The organism is Leminorella grimontii, from assembly GCF_039789245.1.
GTDB lineage: Bacteria > Pseudomonadota > Gammaproteobacteria > Enterobacterales > Enterobacteriaceae > Leminorella > Leminorella grimontii.
This window is the reverse complement of record NZ_CP146357.1, coordinates 4,075,862-4,090,903: the sequence shown is the minus strand read 5'-3', so window position 1 is coordinate 4,090,903 and position 15,042 is coordinate 4,075,862. Positions and strand designations below refer to the sequence as shown.

The following is a 15,042-nucleotide window of genomic DNA, read 5'->3' as shown; positions in this document are numbered from 1 at the left end:
GTCACGGAGTGTTGTTATGAAAAAGATGGTTTACGCTGCGATTGCCGCAGGTGCGTTTTTAATGCTGTCCAATCCTATTATTACGGCAAGCGCGGCGGAAACGTCAGCGGCCGCTACCGCCAACTACAAAGACGGTAAGCAGTACACCACGCTTTCCCGCTCTGCGACCGAAGAACCGGAGGTGATGGAATTTTTCTCTTTCTTCTGTCCGCACTGCTATGACTTCGAAAACGTCTACCATATGACGAACGTGTTTAAAAAGCAGCTGCCGCCTAACGGCAAGATGGTTAAGTACCACGTGGACTTCATGGGCGGCGAGTTGGGCTCTCAGCTGACGCAGGCCTGGTCTGTCGCCATCATGCTGAATGTTCAGGATAAAGTGGCGCCGCTGCTGTTTAACGGCATTCAAAAGACGCGCGCTATCCAAAACCTTGACGGCATTCGTCAGGCGTTTATTGAAGCCGGCGTTTCCGCACAGGATTTCGACAGCGCTTGGAACAGCTTCGTCGTTAAGTCTCTGACGCTGCGTCAGCGCAAGATGGCGGAAGAAGTGGAGCTTAGAAGCGTGCCTTCCGTCGTCGTGAACGGCAAGTATATGGTGAAGACCGACGGTCTGGATGCAGATTCGGTTGATAGCTTCATCAGTGAATACGGCAACGTCGTAAAGTTCCTGCTTAATAAAAAGTAATATCGCATTTATTGATAAAGCCTCGCTGAATAAGCGAGGCTTTTTTAATAGCATTTTTTGTATATTTTTGGGCTGTGGCCCATCGGTGTATATATTATTTGTCCACTTTTACTTTCCATTTAATGAATAATCATATTTCACATTAAGGAATAAATAGAAATTATTTCTCCGCTATTTACTTGAAATATTCAATATCTCGAAATGAATTTAATTATTTGTATTTTATGAATAAATTCTGATTTTATCAGAATGGATATATTTTAAAATATTAGTAAATGTTTCTAAATGTGATGTGAATCATGCAAAAGACCTTTTTATTAATTTAGATTACCTCCGAATTAAAAACATATTGCAACGCTTTATTTTTCTTGGCTCGCTTCGCGCGTAGTCACTATTTATTTTTATTTTGCATTCAGCTAAAGGAGATAATCATGAAATTAACGCGAATAACGCTATCCCTGTTGTGCTGTCTTTGCGTCAGCGGAACAGCGCTGGCGGCCGGGGGGCTTGATAAAGAACGCCCGCTGGTGGCAACGACGGATATCGTTCCGATGAAAGAAGGGCCGCTGGGCGTTGTTGACGTAGCGCCTTATGACGGCGTTTTTCCTTTGACGGCAATTATCAACAAGGCCAATCACAACATTAGCAAAGTCAAAGTGACCGTACTTGGCAAAGGTGATAAAGGGATTCCCATCAGCTACGACGTAGGCCCTCAGGCGATTAATACGCACAACGGCATTCCCGTATTCGGCCTCTACCCTGATTACGTCAACAAGGTGAAAGTGGATTGGGAAGAAGGCGGCAAGCCGCAAACTTATACGTGGTCCGTCTATGCCGCACCGGTCACCGTTCCCGCTACGGGAGGACAAACCGCCGCGCTTCCTACCGTAGAGCCTGTGAAAGTTGATGGCAGCCTGAAAAATCGCCTGTATTTGTTTAACCATATCGTCGGAACGTCTAAAAACGGCCACATCATGCACGTGAAGGGCGGCGCGGCGAACTGGGACTACACCGGGATAAACTGGATAAGCGATACCAACGGCGACGTGCGCTGGTTTATGAACATCGATAAACTGCGAAATCCAAACGATATTACCCGCATTGGCTCGATGATGAGCTTCCATCAGGTAAAGGACGGTAATCTGATCTTTGGCCAGGGCCAACGCTACTACAAGTATGATTTCCTGGGGCGCAATATTGCCGACAAGCGTTTGCCGAAGGGCTTCATCGACTTCTCGCACGAAATTATCGAAACGCCTAACGACACCTATCTGCTGCGGGTCGCTAAAGAAGATTATCCGCTGAAGGACGGCTACACCGTTAACACCGTGCGCGATCATATTCTGGAAGTGGATAAAAACGGCGATACGGTGGACTACTGGGATTTGAACACGATCCTCGATCCGTTCCGCGATAACGTACTGCTGGCGATGGATCAGGGGGCTGTCTGCCTGAGCGTAGATACCGCTCATTCTGGTGAAACCATGACGAAAGAGCAGCTGGCGCAGCTGCCGTTCGGCGACGTCACCGGCTCCGGGCCGGGCCGTAACTGGGCGCACGTGAACTCCATCAGCTACGATGCGCGTGACGACAGCATTATCATCAGTTCACGCCACCAGTCCGCCGTTATCAAAATCGGCCGCGACAAGCAGGTGAAGTGGATTATTGCCGATCCTACCGGTTGGAAGGGTGAACTGGCGAAGAAAGTATTGAAGCCGGTCGATAAGTCGGGCAAGGCGCTCAAGTGTGAAAATCACAAGTGCGAAGGCGACTTCGATTGGACCTGGACGCAGCATACCGGCTACATCGTTCCGTCAAAGAGTACCAATGGCAAGTCCGTCGTGACGGTGTTCGACAACGGCGACGCCCGGGGTATGGAGCAGCCGGCGCTGCCGACGATGAAGTACTCTCGCGGCGTAGAATTCGTCGTTGATGAGAAGAACATGACCGTGTATCAATCCTGGGAATACGGCAAAGAGCGCGGCTTTGAGTGGTATAGCCCGATCACTTCCGTAACGCAGTATCGGCCAGAAACCAAAACGATGTTCATGTATTCCGCGACGGCAGGAATGTCGGGAACTACGCCGCTGGTCTCCGTACTTAACGAAGTGAAAGACGGTACGCAGGACGTGATGTTGGAGCTGAAGGTTCATAGCAACCGTCCGACCATGCTGGGCTATCGTTCATCCATCATCGATCCAACGGTGATGTTTAAGAAATAGAGTTGAAAAGATTTTGACATAACCACTAATAATAAATACCTCTGAGTCACGCCACTTCAGCGGGGAGCCTGTTCCGAGCCCCGCTGTTTTTTTCTGAAAACGATTCCTCCTTTTCAACTATGCTTGTTCCAACGAGGCGTTTTTTGGCACAAGTGCTTTATTCCCCCTGCCTCGGATGATAACGTATGCCGGTTCCTTGGCGTTCAGATAGTTTCGCGCTGCGCCGGATACTTAGATGGATTTAATGGATACCGTTTTGGGGAGTAGATATGTCTTTCGTTAAGCAAAAATCATGGGCGCGCTTTTTCGCCCCCCTGCTGATGCTGGGATTAGTTTTCCAACTGACCGCCTGTGGCGACAACGAACCGGAGCAGCGTAAAGCCTTCAGCGAGTTTCTTCAGACTAAAATTGTCGACGGCGCTAAAGTTCGCCTGCCGAGCCTGACCGATGAACAGAAAAAGGCCTTTGGCAACTACGCTAAAGACTATGACCTGCTGACCGGTTTTACCAACGACCTTAACGGCGCGTTCTCTAGCTCAATGCAATCGTCAATGACTGAGCTTAGAACGCTGAACACCATGAAGGCGATGGTTGATAACCGCGCGAAGGTGGAAAAAGCGCAAACTGAAACCCGCGCGGCTACCGCCAAGCTGGACGAGATCATCAAGAAAACCGCCGATAGCTACGCGGCAGTAAAAATGCCGGACGACCTGAAGGCCGTTTATGACAAGGCCTATGCGAAGGTTGTAACCCAGCAGGGCTCTCTGGCTAAAGAAACGCTGGTTCTGTTGGACGAGACCTTTGGCGACGTTCTGAAGCTTTCTGACTTCCTGAAAGCGCAGGGCGACAAGATCGAGTACAGCGGCCACATGGTTCAGTTTACTGAACAAAAAGCGCTGGATCAGTTCAACGAAATGAACGGCGAGCTGCAGAAGAAGCAGCAGAAGCTGATGGACGTTGCGCGTAAGATTGCGCAGCTGATGTAAGCTTAAACGTCATTAAAACGAGGCCGCTTTTGCGGCCTCGTTCATTATGGAGCTATGGCCATGAAGGAATATGCGGATAAGAAGGCGCTGATTGAACGGATTCAGGCCTGCTATCAACGATTCATCGCAGAGTTTGAAGACATCCCAGACGAGGTTTCGGCCACAAGAGTGGAAGGCGTAGACAAAACGCCTCGAGAGATGCTGTCCTACCAAATTGGCTGGCTATCCTCGCTGCTGTTATGGGAACAGGAAGAGCAAGCTGGAAGGCGCGCAGCCGTTCCGTCGGCGGATTTCAAATGGAATCAGCTGGGAGCGCTTTATCAGTCCTTTTATCAGCAGTACGGGCAGTCGACGCTTTGCGAGCAAAAAGAGCGACTGGATAAGCTGGTTGAAGCATTAACGAACTGGCTTGAGACGCTCTCTGACGACGTCCTGTTTGAGCCGGGCAAACGCAACTGGGCGACAACCAAAGCGATGTGGCCGGTCTATAAGTGGGTTCATATCAATTCCGTCGCGCCCTTTACCAATTTCAGGCCGAAAATCCGCAAGTGGAAAAAGAACGCTTTAAAATAGTAATGAGGCGGTAACCCGGCTTTAGCCCAATAAACCGCTTCCTGTTCCTTCTATCACCTTGACTAGAAGATCTCTCCCCCATGCCCTTCTCTTCCCCGATAACCCGCTGCGGCGTGAGCCGATGGCACCCCAGTATTTGCAGCAATACTCAACAGGAACTAGATTTAGTTAATGAAAATACTGTTTTCATCGACTTCTTTAGTTGAAAAAACTGAGATGGCCCGTTGTTATAAGCGATATCTAAGAGGACATCCGTTATGTTGAAAAATAAGACGAATCTCCAGGTCATTATCTGGACGACGCTTATCGGCGGCTTTATTAGCTCCCTGGTTAAATCGGGAACGGAAGCCAATATGCCGCCCCGCGTTGCGGGAGAAATCTCCCCTCCGGCGGCGCACATCGACGCATGGCTTGGGTGGCTTGGTATTAACTCGCACTCAATGGATTACGTTTACCAAGGGATTACCATTCCCGGTGCGGTTATGCTCTATCACTGGCTGTTCAGCTTTGCGTTCGCGCTGGTTTATGTGCTTGCTTCTGCCTACTGGCCGAAGGTCAGGCTTTGGTACGGCGCGGCCTACGGCCTGATTATTACTATCGCTATGCATGGCTTTCTTATTCCCGCGCTGGGCTTCCGGCATCCGGCCTATTTAAACGGGGAGACGGGGTGGCTGTGGAACCTTAACGGCTACGAGCTGTGGAGTGAAATCCTTGGGCACATCTGCTGGTCGTTCTCGATTGAAATCAGCATGATTGCCGTACTCGCTCTCTTGGCCAAACCGATACAAGGCGCGTGGGCCAACCGGCCGTAATCGTAATGACGGCGCCGGCCCGGAGTAGGGTGTAAGCGGCTATTTAGCCGGCTTTGGGCCTGCCAGGCGATTTTCCATCTCTTCGATTTTTCCGGTCAGGAGCCGCATTTGCATATTCTTGCTCCAGCTGGCCGACAGCCCTGGCGCGCTCAGCAACGCCTTATAGCGCTCTTCGTCAAAGGGCGCGTGGAAGGCAATCGAGATGGCCTCGGCGACGGAAATATCGCTATTGCGGCTGACCAGTTCCAGCGGCTCGTCGGCGGTCACTTTGCCTTCCGCCAGCACGCGGTAGAGCCAACCGCAGCGGCCGCTGTCCTGCATCACGCGGGCGAAGCTATCGATAGCACAGTGGTAGTTGAGCTTATAGCAGGGAGAGCGCGGTTGAGTCACCTGAATCAGCGCCTTACCCCAGCGAAAGATATCGCCGATATGGACGTTGTCTTCCGTCAGCCCCAGCGTTGAAACGTTTTCACCAAACAGCGGCGCGGCGAACTGTTCCGCCTGCTGTGGAAAGCGCGATTTCCAATAGGCATAGTGCTCGCGTGGATAGTGGCACAGCGCGCGATCGGCGCCGCCGTGATGGCGTTTTTCCGCCTGTTCGTCGCCCATGAAGCCGAGCGATGTCAGCGTCAGTTCGCCGTCAACGGCCAGCTTGGCGATGGCGCTGGGGGCGTGGTCATCGTAAGAGCGGATTTTTCCGATAAAGACGTTGGGGGAGTTCATGGTGGGCCGCCTTGGCTAAGCTAGGAAAAGTTTAGCATAGCGGCGCAGAGTGAGACGGTCTAGCCTTAAAGATAGGGCCGCCTCATGAGAGGCGGCGATATATCAGGCCTTAAACCTTCTTCACAAAGCAGGCTTTCAGCATCACGCTGGTGTTGTCGATTTTGCAGTCGATCTCGTGGTCGCCGTCGACCAGACGGATAGGCTTACTCTTGCTACCGACTTTCAGCACGGTGGAAGAGCCTTTCAGCTTCAGATCCTTAATCAGGGTCACGCAGTCGCCGTCGGCCAGCACGTTGCCGTTGCTGTCTTTTACGATGCGCTCATCGCTGTCTGCCGCTTGCTGCTCGTTGGGGTTCCACTCGTGGGCGCAGTCGGGGCAGATAAGCATCGCGCCGTCCGGATAGGTGTTTTCTGAAGCGCACAGCGGACAGGCTGGAATAGAGTTCATGATTTTTCCCTAAAAATAGCTAATCAAAAAGTAAGGCGGCATCCTAGCATAAACCGGCGATTTTATCACCCGTTTGAGGCAGAGTAGCAGGAAAACCAGGCCTTCTTGCTCATCTACTAAAAAGAGCGTATCCACTTTTCCTTGAGAAAAACGGTAAAATGCGAGGAGAAAAGCGTTATTTTTGGCGCAAAGAATAGGGAAATCAAAGAGAGAAGGGCATAAAGCCAAGTTTTTGCCAGAGCGGCGGCGAAAGGTTCGCCGCCGCATCGTGGAGACGTTACGACAAAGGTTATTTCTTCACGTCGGCGAAGCGTTTTGCCGCTTCGTCCCAGTTGACGACGTCCCAGAAGGCCTTGATGTAGTCCGGGCGGCGGTTCTGGTACTTCAGGTAGTAGGCGTGCTCCCAGACGTCCAGGCCGACGATGGGATAGCCGGAGGCGCCGGAAACGCTTTCGCCCATCAGTGGGCTGTCCTGGTTGGCGGTAGAGACGACGGCGAGCTTGCCGTCTTTATAAACCAGCCAGGCCCAGCCGGAACCGAAGCGCGTGGCGGCCGCCTGTTCGAACTTCTCTTTAAACGCGTCGACGCTGCCGAAGTCGCGCTCGATGGCTGCTTTGAGCTCAGAAGTTAACTGGGTTCCCTTCTTCAGCCCTTTCCAAAACAGGCTGTGGTTGGCGTGGCCGCCCGCGTTGTTTCGAAGCGCGGTACGCTTTTCCGCCGGGACCTTGTCCAACTGGGCAATCAGCTCTTCGGCGGAAAGGTTCTTAAGCTCGTCGGGCAGGCTCTCTAACGCGGCGTTGGCGTTGTTGACGTAGGCCTGATGGTGCTTGCTGTGGTGGATTTCCATCGTCTGCTTATCGAAGTGGGGTTCTAAGGCGTCGTAAGCATAGGGAAGCGAGGGTAAAGTGTAGCTCATTGCGTGCTCCTTAAAATGGACGTTATGCCGCCATAGACCAAAGACGAGCGGCCGGGTTTCTTTAACGCCTTCAAGTATAGCACTGTTAATCAATTGATTATCATTATCGTTTGTATGGTTAATTCCTATCGGTGGGGGAGACTTCCGCCTCGATTACGGGTAAAGTCTTTAGTTAAATAAATGTCAAAGCTCTGTTGCATTGACCGAGTAATAATGATTAAGGAAGCAAAAGCATGAGCAGTATCCGCATTGTTTCACCGGAAGAGGTGGGCAAAAACCCTACGGCGATCCCGCCGCTCCTGTTTGCCAACCTGAAGAGCCTCTATTCCCGCCGCGCTGAGCGCATGCGCCAACTGGCTAAAGACAGCCCATTGGGGAGCTATCTGGAATTTGCCGCAAGCGTAGTAGACGCCCAGGATAAGGCTCGTCACGACCATCCGTTGACGCTGGACCTGACCGACGTGCTGAAAAACGCTTCCGACAGGCCGCCGCTGGCGACCGATACTTATCCGAGAAGCGAACACTGGCAGACGCTGCTGTTGTCCATTATCGCCGAGCTGCAGCCCGATGCGCCGGAACACGTCTTGCCGGTGTTGGAATCGCTGCAAAAAATGAGTTCTCAGGAGCGGGAAGCGCTGGCGACCGCGCTTCTGGCCGGCGAATACGGCAAGGTCGGCAGCGATAAGGCGACGTTCCTGTGGGCCGCGCTTTCTTTGTATTGGGCGCAGATGGCCAGCCAAATTCCCGGCAAGGCGCGCACCGAGTACGGCGAAGGCCGCCACTTCTGCCCGGTCTGCGGCAGCGCGCCGGTAGCTAGCCTGGTGCATATCGGCGCTGAAACGGGCCTGCGCTATTTGCACTGCAGCCTGTGCGAAAGCGAATGGCACATGGTTCGGGTGAAGTGCACCAACTGCGAACAGGGCGGTAAGCTCGACTACTGGTCGCTGGACTCGGAAAAGGCGGCGGTGAAAGCGGAAAGCTGCGGCGACTGCGGCAGCTATCTGAAAATTCTGTATCAGGAGCAGGATCAGTACGTTGAGCCGGTGGCCGACGACTTGGCGTCGCTGGTACTGGATGCGAAAGTTGAAGAAGAGGGCTTCGCCCGCAGCAGCATCAACCCGTTTATGTTTCCGTCAGGGGAATAAGGCGGAAGCCATAAATTAGAAAAGGGCGCGGTGTAATCCGCGCCTTTTCTTTATCTTTACACCCCAACAATCCTCTGCGGATGGCTGTAGACCGTCGCCCGGCCCGGCTTGCTGAAGCCGACCAGCGTCAGGTTGCATTTCTCGGCGACTTCCACCGCAAGCGTAGTGGCCGCGGAAACGGCGAACAGGATTTCCACGCCGCACATCGCCGCTTTCTGAACCATTTCATAGCTTGCGCGGCTTGAAACCAACACCGCGCCGTCCTTCCAGCCGGCCTTGGCCCGCACGCCTAAAAGCTTATCCAGCGCCACGTGTCGCCCAACGTCCTCGCGCCCGCCGAGCATTTTCCCTTCCGGTGAAATCCAGCCTGCCGCATGGGTACAGCCGGTCAGCCTGCCGACCAGCTGTACGTCGTTCAGGCCGGGGAGCGCGCCGTCCAGCAGCGCCAGATCGAAGGTTTGGGTAAACGGCAGCGTCGGTATCGGGCGAAGAACCTCGCCCAGCTGCTCCACGCCGCATACGCCGCAGCCGGTGCGGCCCGCCATCGCCCTGCGGCGCTCTTTCAGGCCGGAGAATCTGCGCGTTGAGAGTTCGACGTCTACCTCAATGCCGCGACAGCCGACATTAACATCGATGCCATAAATCTCGCTTGGGGATTCGATAATCCCTTCGGCTAATGAGAAGCCGATCGCAAATTCATCCAATTCTTTCGGCGTCGCCATCATGACGACATGGGAAATCCCGTTATAGACCAGCGCCACGGGGACTTCCTGCGCAACCCAGTCCTGCTCTGGGCTTGTCAATGCGTTGTGCCGGCGAACCGTTAGAGACTCTACGCCAACGATGGGCGTTTTATCATCACTTTTATGGATTTTTTCACTGTTCACGCTATAGGCCTTCGGATGTTAGGGGCTTGATGGAAATTATTTTAAAGTTAACATTGAATGTACAAATGGTGCAAAAATGTCCAACATTAAGTTAATTTTCGTAACATTTAGGACGTGGATCAATTTTGAGACCATTTTATATTCGTATAATAAAGTTGTCTTCGACTTGATCGTTTAATCGTTTGGTTCGTTGAGGTTTAAATGGCGGGGCGATACTAAATTCGTCCAATCTGGCGAGATTTTCTACCAATTATGAGTGGTAACAAACGGCCTTTATAACGGATAGACTAGACTTATAACGGAATGTTATACGCAGTATACAGAGCAATGTAGCAGTTTAATAAGAAGGAGAAAACCATGCAGGTCAGCAGAAGGCAGTTTTTCCGAATCTGCGCTGGCGGTATGGCAGGTACAACGGCGGCGGTTCTGGGGTTCACCCCGGGCGCGGCGCTGGCGGAGACGCGCAGCTATAAGCTTTTGCGCGCGAAAGAAACCCGCAATACCTGTACCTACTGTTCGGTGGGGTGTGGGCTGTTAATGTACAGCATGGGGGACGGCGCCAAAAACGCCAGAGCCAGCATATTTCATATCGAAGGCGACCCGGACCATCCGGTCAGCCGCGGTGCGCTTTGCCCGAAAGGCGCAGGGCTTATTGACTATATCAACAGCGACAGCCGTTTGAAGTATCCGGAGTATCGTGCGCCGGGTTCCGACAAGTGGCAGCGCATCAGCTGGAATGAAGCTTACGAGCGCATTGCCAAGCTGATGAAGGCTGACCGCGACGCTAACTTCCAGGAGAAGAACGCTGACGGCGTTACCGTTAACCGCTGGTTGACCACCGGCCTGCTTGCCGCCTCTGCGGCCAGTAACGAAAACGGTTTACTCACACAAAAATTTTCGCGGGCGCTCGGCATGCTCGCAGTAGACAACCAGGCGCGCGTCTGACACGGACCAACGGTAGCAAGTCTTGCTCCAACATTTGGTCGCGGTGCGATGACCAACCACTGGGTGGATATTAAAAACGCCAACCTGGTCGTCGTTATGGGCGGCAACGCCGCTGAAGCTCACCCGGTCGGTTTCCGCTGGGCGATGGAAGCGAAAATCCATAACAACGCCAAACTTATCGTTATCGATCCGCGCTTTACTCGTACGGCGTCCGTGGCTGATTTCTATACGCCGCTGCGCTCCGGGACCGACATTGCGTTTCTGTCGGGCGTGATTCGCTACCTGATGGCGAATAACAAGGTTAACGCGGAATACGTCAAACACTATACCAACGCAACGCTGCTGGTAAGGGACGACTTCACCTTTGAAGACGGCCTGTTCAGCGGTTATGACGCAGAAAAGCGCCAGTACGACAAGACGACCTGGAACTATCAGGTTGACGAGGAAGGCTACGCCAAACGCGACATGACCATGACGGACCCTAGGTGCGTATGGAACCTGCTTAAGCAGCACGTCGATCGCTACACGCCGGAAGTCGTCAGCAACGTTTGCGGTACGCCGCAGGAAGACTTCATTAAAGTCTGTGAGCTGATTGCCGAAACCAGCGCGGTAGATAAAACCACGTCGTTCCTGTACGCATTGGGATGGACGCAGCACTCCGTGGGCGCTCAGAACATCCGTACGATGGCCATGATCCAGCTTCTGCTGGGCAACATGGGCATGGCGGGCGGCGGCGTTAATGCGCTGCGCGGCCACTCCAACATTCAGGGCTTAACCGACCTTGGCCTGCTGTCGCAGTCGCTGCCGGGCTACCTGACGCTGCCGTCAGACAAGCAGGCGACGCTGCAAACCTATCTGGACGCCAACACGCCGAAGAAAGGGCTAGCCAACCAGGTTAACTACTGGGGCAACTATCCGAAATTCTTCGTCAGCCTGATGAAGAGCTTCTACGGCGACAAGGCTCAGAAGGAAAACGACTGGGGCTTTGACTGGCTGCCGAAGTGGGACGCCGGTTACGACGTTCTGAAGTACTTCACCATGATGGATGAAGGCAAAGTTAACGGCTACATCTGTCAGGGCTTTAACCCAGTGGCGTCTTTCCCGGACAAGAATAAGGTCGTTCGTTCTCTGTCCAAGCTTAAGTATCTGGTGACTATCGATCCGCTGAGTACCGAAACCGCCGAGTTCTGGCAGAACCACGGTAAGCAGAACGACGTCGATCCGTCCAAGATCCAAACGGAAGTGTTCCGCCTGCCTTGCACCTGCTTTGCCGAAGAAGACGGTTCTATCGTCAACTCCGGCCGCTGGCTGCAGTGGCACTGGAAGGGCGGCGAAGCGCCGGGCGAAGCGATTACCGACGGTCAAATCCTGGCCGGGCTGCTGTTCAAACTGCGCGAGCTTTACGCTAAAGACGGCGATAACGCCGTGGGTAAAGAGCCGCTAATGAACATGACCTGGGACTACAAGATGCCGATGCATCCGCAGTCCGAAGAGATGGCGAAGGAGTCCAACGGCTATGCGCTGGTGGATATTACCGACGCTACCGGCAAGGTCATCTTGAAGAAAGGCCAACTGCTCGACAGCTTTGCTCAGCTGCGCGATGACGGTACGACGTCCAGCGCCTGCTGGATCTACACCGGTAGCTGGACCGAAGCCGGCAACCAGATGGCGCGTCGCGATAACTCCGACCCGTCGGGTCTCGGCAACACGCTGGCCTGGTCCTGGGCGTGGCCGCTTAACCGCCGTATCCTGTACAACCGCGCTTCTGCGGATATGCAGGGTAAGCCGTGGGATCCAAAGCGCAAGCTCATCGAGTGGGATGGCGCCAAGTGGACCGGTATCGACGTTCCGGACTTCAGCGCAGCGCCTCCGGGCAGCGACGTGATGCCGTTTATCATGCAGAACGAGGGCTTAGGCCGCCTGTTCGCCGTGGATAAGATGGCTGAAGGTCCGTTCCCGGAACACTACGAGCCGTTTGAAACGCCTCTGGGCACTAACCCGCTGCATGAAAAAGTGGTGTCTAACCCGGCAGCCCGCGTGTTCAAGGCTGACTTGGACAATATGGGCAGCTCGAAGGACTTCCCGTACGTGGGCACCACCTATCGTCTGACGGAACATTTCCACTTCTGGACCAAGCACTCGCTGCTTAACGCGATTACGCAGCCCGAGCAGTTCGTCGAAATCGGCGAAGGTCTGGCGAAGGCGAAGGGCATCGTTCAGGGCGATACGGTGAAGGTCAGCTCCCAGCGCGGCTACATCGAAGCCAAAGCGGTAGTGACCAAGCGGATCCGCACGCTGAAGGTTCACGGCCAAGACGTGGAAACTGTCGGCATTCCGATCCACTGGGGCTTTGTCGGCGCGGCTCGCAAGGGCTTCCTCGCCAATACCCTGACGCCGTTTGTCGGCGACGCCAACACGCAGACGCCGGAGTACAAGGCGTTCCTGGTTAACGTAGAAAAGGTGTAACGGAGAGAAAATATGTCAATGCAATCTCAAGACATTATTAAGCGTTCCGCCACCAACTCGCTGACGCCGCCTCCTCAGGCGCGTCATCACCAGGAAGAAGTGGCGAAACTGATTGACGTCACTACCTGTATTGGCTGTAAGGCCTGTCAGGTAGCCTGTTCCGAGTGGAACGACATTCGCGATGAAGTGGGCCATAACGTCGGGGTTTACGATAACCCCGCCGATTTGAGCGCCAAGTCGTGGACGGTGATGCGTTATTCCGAAGTGGAAGAGAACGGCAAGCTGGAGTGGCTTATCCGCAAGGATGGCTGTATGCACTGTAGCGATCCGGGCTGCCTGAAGGCCTGCCCATCCGCAGGCGCTATCATTCAGTACGCTAACGGCATCGTGGACTTCCAGTCCGAGCACTGTATCGGCTGCGGTTACTGTATCGCCGGCTGTCCGTTCAACGTTCCGCGTTTGAACAAAGAGGACAACCGGGTTTACAAGTGTACCCTGTGCGTTGACCGCGTTACCGTCGGTCAGGAACCGGCCTGCGTGAAGACCTGCCCGACCGGCGCTATTCACTTCGGTACCAAAGAAGCGATGAAGCAGCTGGCGCAAGAGCGGATCGCTGAGCTGAAGGGGCGTGGCTACGAGAACGCGGGTCTTTACGATCCGCAGGGCGTCGGCGGTACGCACGTGATGTACGTGCTGCACCATGCCGACCGGCCTGAGCTGTACCACAATTTGCCGAAGGATCCGGTCATCAGCCCGGTCGTCGGCTTCTGGAAAGGCATTCTCAAGCCGCTGTCTGCCGCCGCGTTTATCGCCACCTTCACCGGCCTTATCTATCACTACGTAGGTATGGGACCGAACAAGGTCGATGAAGACGAGGACGAGGAGGAACATCATGAAGCCAAATAAGATGATTAAGCGTAACTCGTTCATCGACAGGGCGTGCCACTGGACCGTCGTCATCTGTTTTTTCCTGGTGGCGCTGTCCGGTATCGCGATGTTCTTCCCGACGCTGAGTTGGCTGACCCAGACGTTCGGTACGCCGCAGATGGGGCGCATCCTGCACCCGTTCTTTGGCGTACTGATCTTCTTTGTGCTGATCCTGATGTTCTTCCGCTTCGTGAAGCACAACATTCCGAAGAAAGAAGATATCTCCTGGTTCATCCACATCGTTGAGGTTCTGAAGGGCAACGAGCATAAGGTCGCGGACGTGGGTAAATACAACCCCGGTCAAAAGGCGATGTTCTGGAGCATCATGAGCCTGATCCTGGTGCTGCTGGTGACCGGTGTCGTTATCTGGCGTCCGTACTTTGCTCACCTGTTCCCGATGTGGGCTATTCGCATGTGCCTGATGATCCACGCGGTGGCGGCCATTGTGCTTATCCACGCGATTTTGGTTCACATGTATATGGCGTTCTGGGTGAAGGGCTCCATTACCGGCATGATCGAAGGCAAGGTCAGCCGCAAGTGGGCGCAAAAGCACCACCCGCGCTGGTACCGTGAGGTCGTAGCGAAGGAAGAGAAAGAAAACAAGTAGCGGCTGCCTATCGTGGCATCGTGAAAAAGGCGGCGGGGAGATCCTCGCCGCTTTTTTATCGCCGATCGAAAGATAAAACGCGTCCATCTGAAATAAATCATTATTTTAGAGTTTGTAGATAATTTTATATGATGGTCTTTATATTAAAGGAAAACGCTCAAGTGATTGTTGAATACGAAAATAAAGCAACTCGCCGTCAGCCGTAATTTTCGAATTGTCGAGCGCAATGCTTTCGAGGTTGGTTTTATTGCCAGATGTATCATTTTACGTATAGAGTTATCTGTCGTAGGCCCCCGGTGTTTTTTGACGGCAGAACAGATTGCGCGTTGAGAACCGCGTCAGCTTAGGGCATTTAGCCAGCTCGGTAATGTGTCATTTGAGTTTTTCTTGTCTATAATTATTTTATTTCTGTTATTGTAAAATAAATAATTACATAATCTGAATTACGGTCTTGTTTCCATATCAATATAATTGGATGAGATAATATTTCTCTATTGTAATGCCTTATTAGAATCAAAGGGATATTTAGCCATTGGCTTAATTGAAAAGGAATCATCACTTTATGATAAAGGTCATTTCTTCCACGGCGACGCTCGCCGGCCGTTTTTTATTAAAGCCGCTCTGTTTTCTGAGCTGGTCGCTGTATGCGGCCGACAGCTTTGCAATAACTGTTGCCTGGCAGGAAAGCAGCGGCCAG

Annotated in this window: 13 protein-coding genes; 9 read left to right on the top strand and 4 right to left on the bottom strand. The window is 53.3% G+C overall.

All coding sequences use genetic code 11. The annotated features are described in order from the left end of the window. The first annotated feature begins 61 nt into the window (after positions 1 to 61). The 5 genes from dsbA (at position 62) to V8L73_RS18645 (ending at position 5,281) form a co-directional block, all read left to right on the top strand. Positions 62 to 688, top strand: coding sequence for a thiol:disulfide interchange protein DsbA (dsbA, locus tag V8L73_RS18665; RefSeq protein WP_134389240.1), 627 nt, complete (start codon positions 62 to 64; stop codon positions 686 to 688). A gap of 431 nt (positions 689 to 1,119) precedes the next feature. Beyond that, entirely contained in the window at positions 1,120 to 2,910 is a 1,791-nt protein-coding gene (locus V8L73_RS18660; RefSeq protein ID WP_027275718.1) for an aryl-sulfate sulfotransferase, read from the top strand. A 269-nt stretch (positions 2,911 to 3,179) separates the two neighbouring features. Then, complete coding sequence (locus V8L73_RS18655) at positions 3,180 to 3,896, top strand: DUF3053 family protein (RefSeq protein WP_347253714.1); 717 nt, start codon at positions 3,180 to 3,182, stop codon at positions 3,894 to 3,896. A gap of 60 nt (positions 3,897 to 3,956) precedes the next feature. Beyond that, positions 3,957 to 4,469, top strand: coding sequence for a ClbS/DfsB family four-helix bundle protein (locus V8L73_RS18650; protein ID WP_347253713.1), 513 nt, complete (start codon positions 3,957 to 3,959; stop codon positions 4,467 to 4,469). A gap of 257 nt (positions 4,470 to 4,726) precedes the next feature. Next, positions 4,727 to 5,281, top strand: a complete 555-nt coding sequence (locus V8L73_RS18645) for a YagU family protein (protein ID WP_027275721.1) — start codon at positions 4,727 to 4,729, stop codon at positions 5,279 to 5,281. Between the two features lie 39 nt (positions 5,282 to 5,320). Here the strand turns inward: V8L73_RS18645 and yiiM are convergent, their stop codons facing one another. The 3 genes from yiiM to sodA all read right to left on the bottom strand — a co-directional run bounded on the left by yiiM (position 5,321) and on the right by sodA (position 7,368). Next, positions 5,321 to 6,004: a 6-hydroxyaminopurine reductase gene (gene yiiM, locus V8L73_RS18640; protein ID WP_347253712.1), complete on the bottom strand. Its 684-nt coding sequence runs from the start codon at positions 6,002 to 6,004 to the stop codon at positions 5,321 to 5,323. Positions 6,005 to 6,113: 109 nt separating this feature from the next. Continuing rightward, positions 6,114 to 6,452 (bottom strand): zinc ribbon domain-containing protein YjdM, encoded by a 339-nt coding sequence (locus V8L73_RS18635; RefSeq protein ID WP_347253711.1) that lies wholly within the window; start codon positions 6,450 to 6,452, stop codon positions 6,114 to 6,116. 289 nt (positions 6,453 to 6,741) lie between these two features. Further along, entirely contained in the window at positions 6,742 to 7,368 is a 627-nt protein-coding gene (gene sodA / locus V8L73_RS18630; protein WP_261832079.1) for a superoxide dismutase [Mn], read from the bottom strand. 233 nt (positions 7,369 to 7,601) lie between these two features. Here sodA and fdhE point away from each other — a divergent pair, with 233 nt between their 5' ends. Next, on the top strand, positions 7,602 to 8,513 hold the full coding sequence (fdhE, locus tag V8L73_RS18625) for a formate dehydrogenase accessory protein FdhE (protein ID WP_027275725.1): 912 nt from the start codon (positions 7,602 to 7,604) through the stop codon (positions 8,511 to 8,513). A gap of 56 nt (positions 8,514 to 8,569) precedes the next feature. Here fdhE and fdhD read toward each other — a convergent pair whose 3' ends face one another. Beyond that, on the bottom strand, positions 8,570 to 9,358 hold the full coding sequence (fdhD, locus tag V8L73_RS18620; RefSeq protein ID WP_245614600.1) for a formate dehydrogenase accessory sulfurtransferase FdhD: 789 nt from the start codon (positions 9,356 to 9,358) through the stop codon (positions 8,570 to 8,572). Positions 9,359 to 9,757: 399 nt separating this feature from the next. Between fdhD and fdnG the strand changes: the two genes are divergently transcribed. The 3 genes from fdnG to fdnI are packed head-to-tail and all read left to right on the top strand — an operon-like array spanning position 9,758 to position 14,345. Beyond that, positions 9,758 to 12,811 carry a formate dehydrogenase-N subunit alpha gene (gene fdnG, locus V8L73_RS18615; RefSeq protein WP_081873503.1) on the top strand — a complete coding sequence of 1,018 codons (3,054 nt, stop codon included), beginning with the start codon at positions 9,758 to 9,760 and terminating at the stop codon, positions 12,809 to 12,811. A gap of 12 nt (positions 12,812 to 12,823) precedes the next feature. Next, positions 12,824 to 13,717 carry a formate dehydrogenase subunit beta gene (fdxH, locus tag V8L73_RS18610; RefSeq protein WP_027275729.1) on the top strand — a complete coding sequence of 298 codons (894 nt, stop codon included), beginning with the start codon at positions 12,824 to 12,826 and terminating at the stop codon, positions 13,715 to 13,717. Continuing rightward, positions 13,701 to 14,345 (top strand): formate dehydrogenase-N subunit gamma, encoded by a 645-nt coding sequence (gene fdnI, locus V8L73_RS18605; RefSeq protein WP_027275730.1) that lies wholly within the window; start codon positions 13,701 to 13,703, stop codon positions 14,343 to 14,345. Before fdxH ends, fdnI begins: the two co-directional genes overlap by 17 nt. Positions 14,346 to 15,042: the final 697 nt, after the last annotated feature.

Excerpts from the sequence above, each read along its gene's own strand:
- dsbA (WP_134389240.1), top strand. The coding sequence starts at position 62 with ATGCTGTCCAATCCTATTATTACGGCAAGCGCGGCGGAAACGTCAGCG.
- V8L73_RS18660 (WP_027275718.1), top strand. The coding sequence starts at position 1,120 with ATGAAATTAACGCGAATAACGCTATCCCTGTTGTGCTGTCTTTGCGTC.
- V8L73_RS18655 (WP_347253714.1), top strand. The coding sequence starts at position 3,180 with ATGTCTTTCGTTAAGCAAAAATCATGGGCGCGCTTTTTCGCCCCCCTG.
- V8L73_RS18650 (WP_347253713.1), top strand. The coding sequence starts at position 3,957 with ATGAAGGAATATGCGGATAAGAAGGCGCTGATTGAACGGATTCAGGCC.
- V8L73_RS18645 (WP_027275721.1), top strand. The coding sequence starts at position 4,727 with ATGTTGAAAAATAAGACGAATCTCCAGGTCATTATCTGGACGACGCTT.
- yiiM (WP_347253712.1), bottom strand. The coding sequence starts at position 6,004 with ATGAACTCCCCCAACGTCTTTATCGGAAAAATCCGCTCTTACGATGAC.
- V8L73_RS18635 (WP_347253711.1), bottom strand. The coding sequence starts at position 6,452 with ATGAACTCTATTCCAGCCTGTCCGCTGTGCGCTTCAGAAAACACCTAT.
- sodA (WP_261832079.1), bottom strand. The coding sequence starts at position 7,368 with ATGAGCTACACTTTACCCTCGCTTCCCTATGCTTACGACGCCTTAGAA.
- fdhE (WP_027275725.1), top strand. The coding sequence starts at position 7,602 with ATGAGCAGTATCCGCATTGTTTCACCGGAAGAGGTGGGCAAAAACCCT.
- fdxH (WP_027275729.1), top strand. The coding sequence starts at position 12,824 with ATGTCAATGCAATCTCAAGACATTATTAAGCGTTCCGCCACCAACTCG.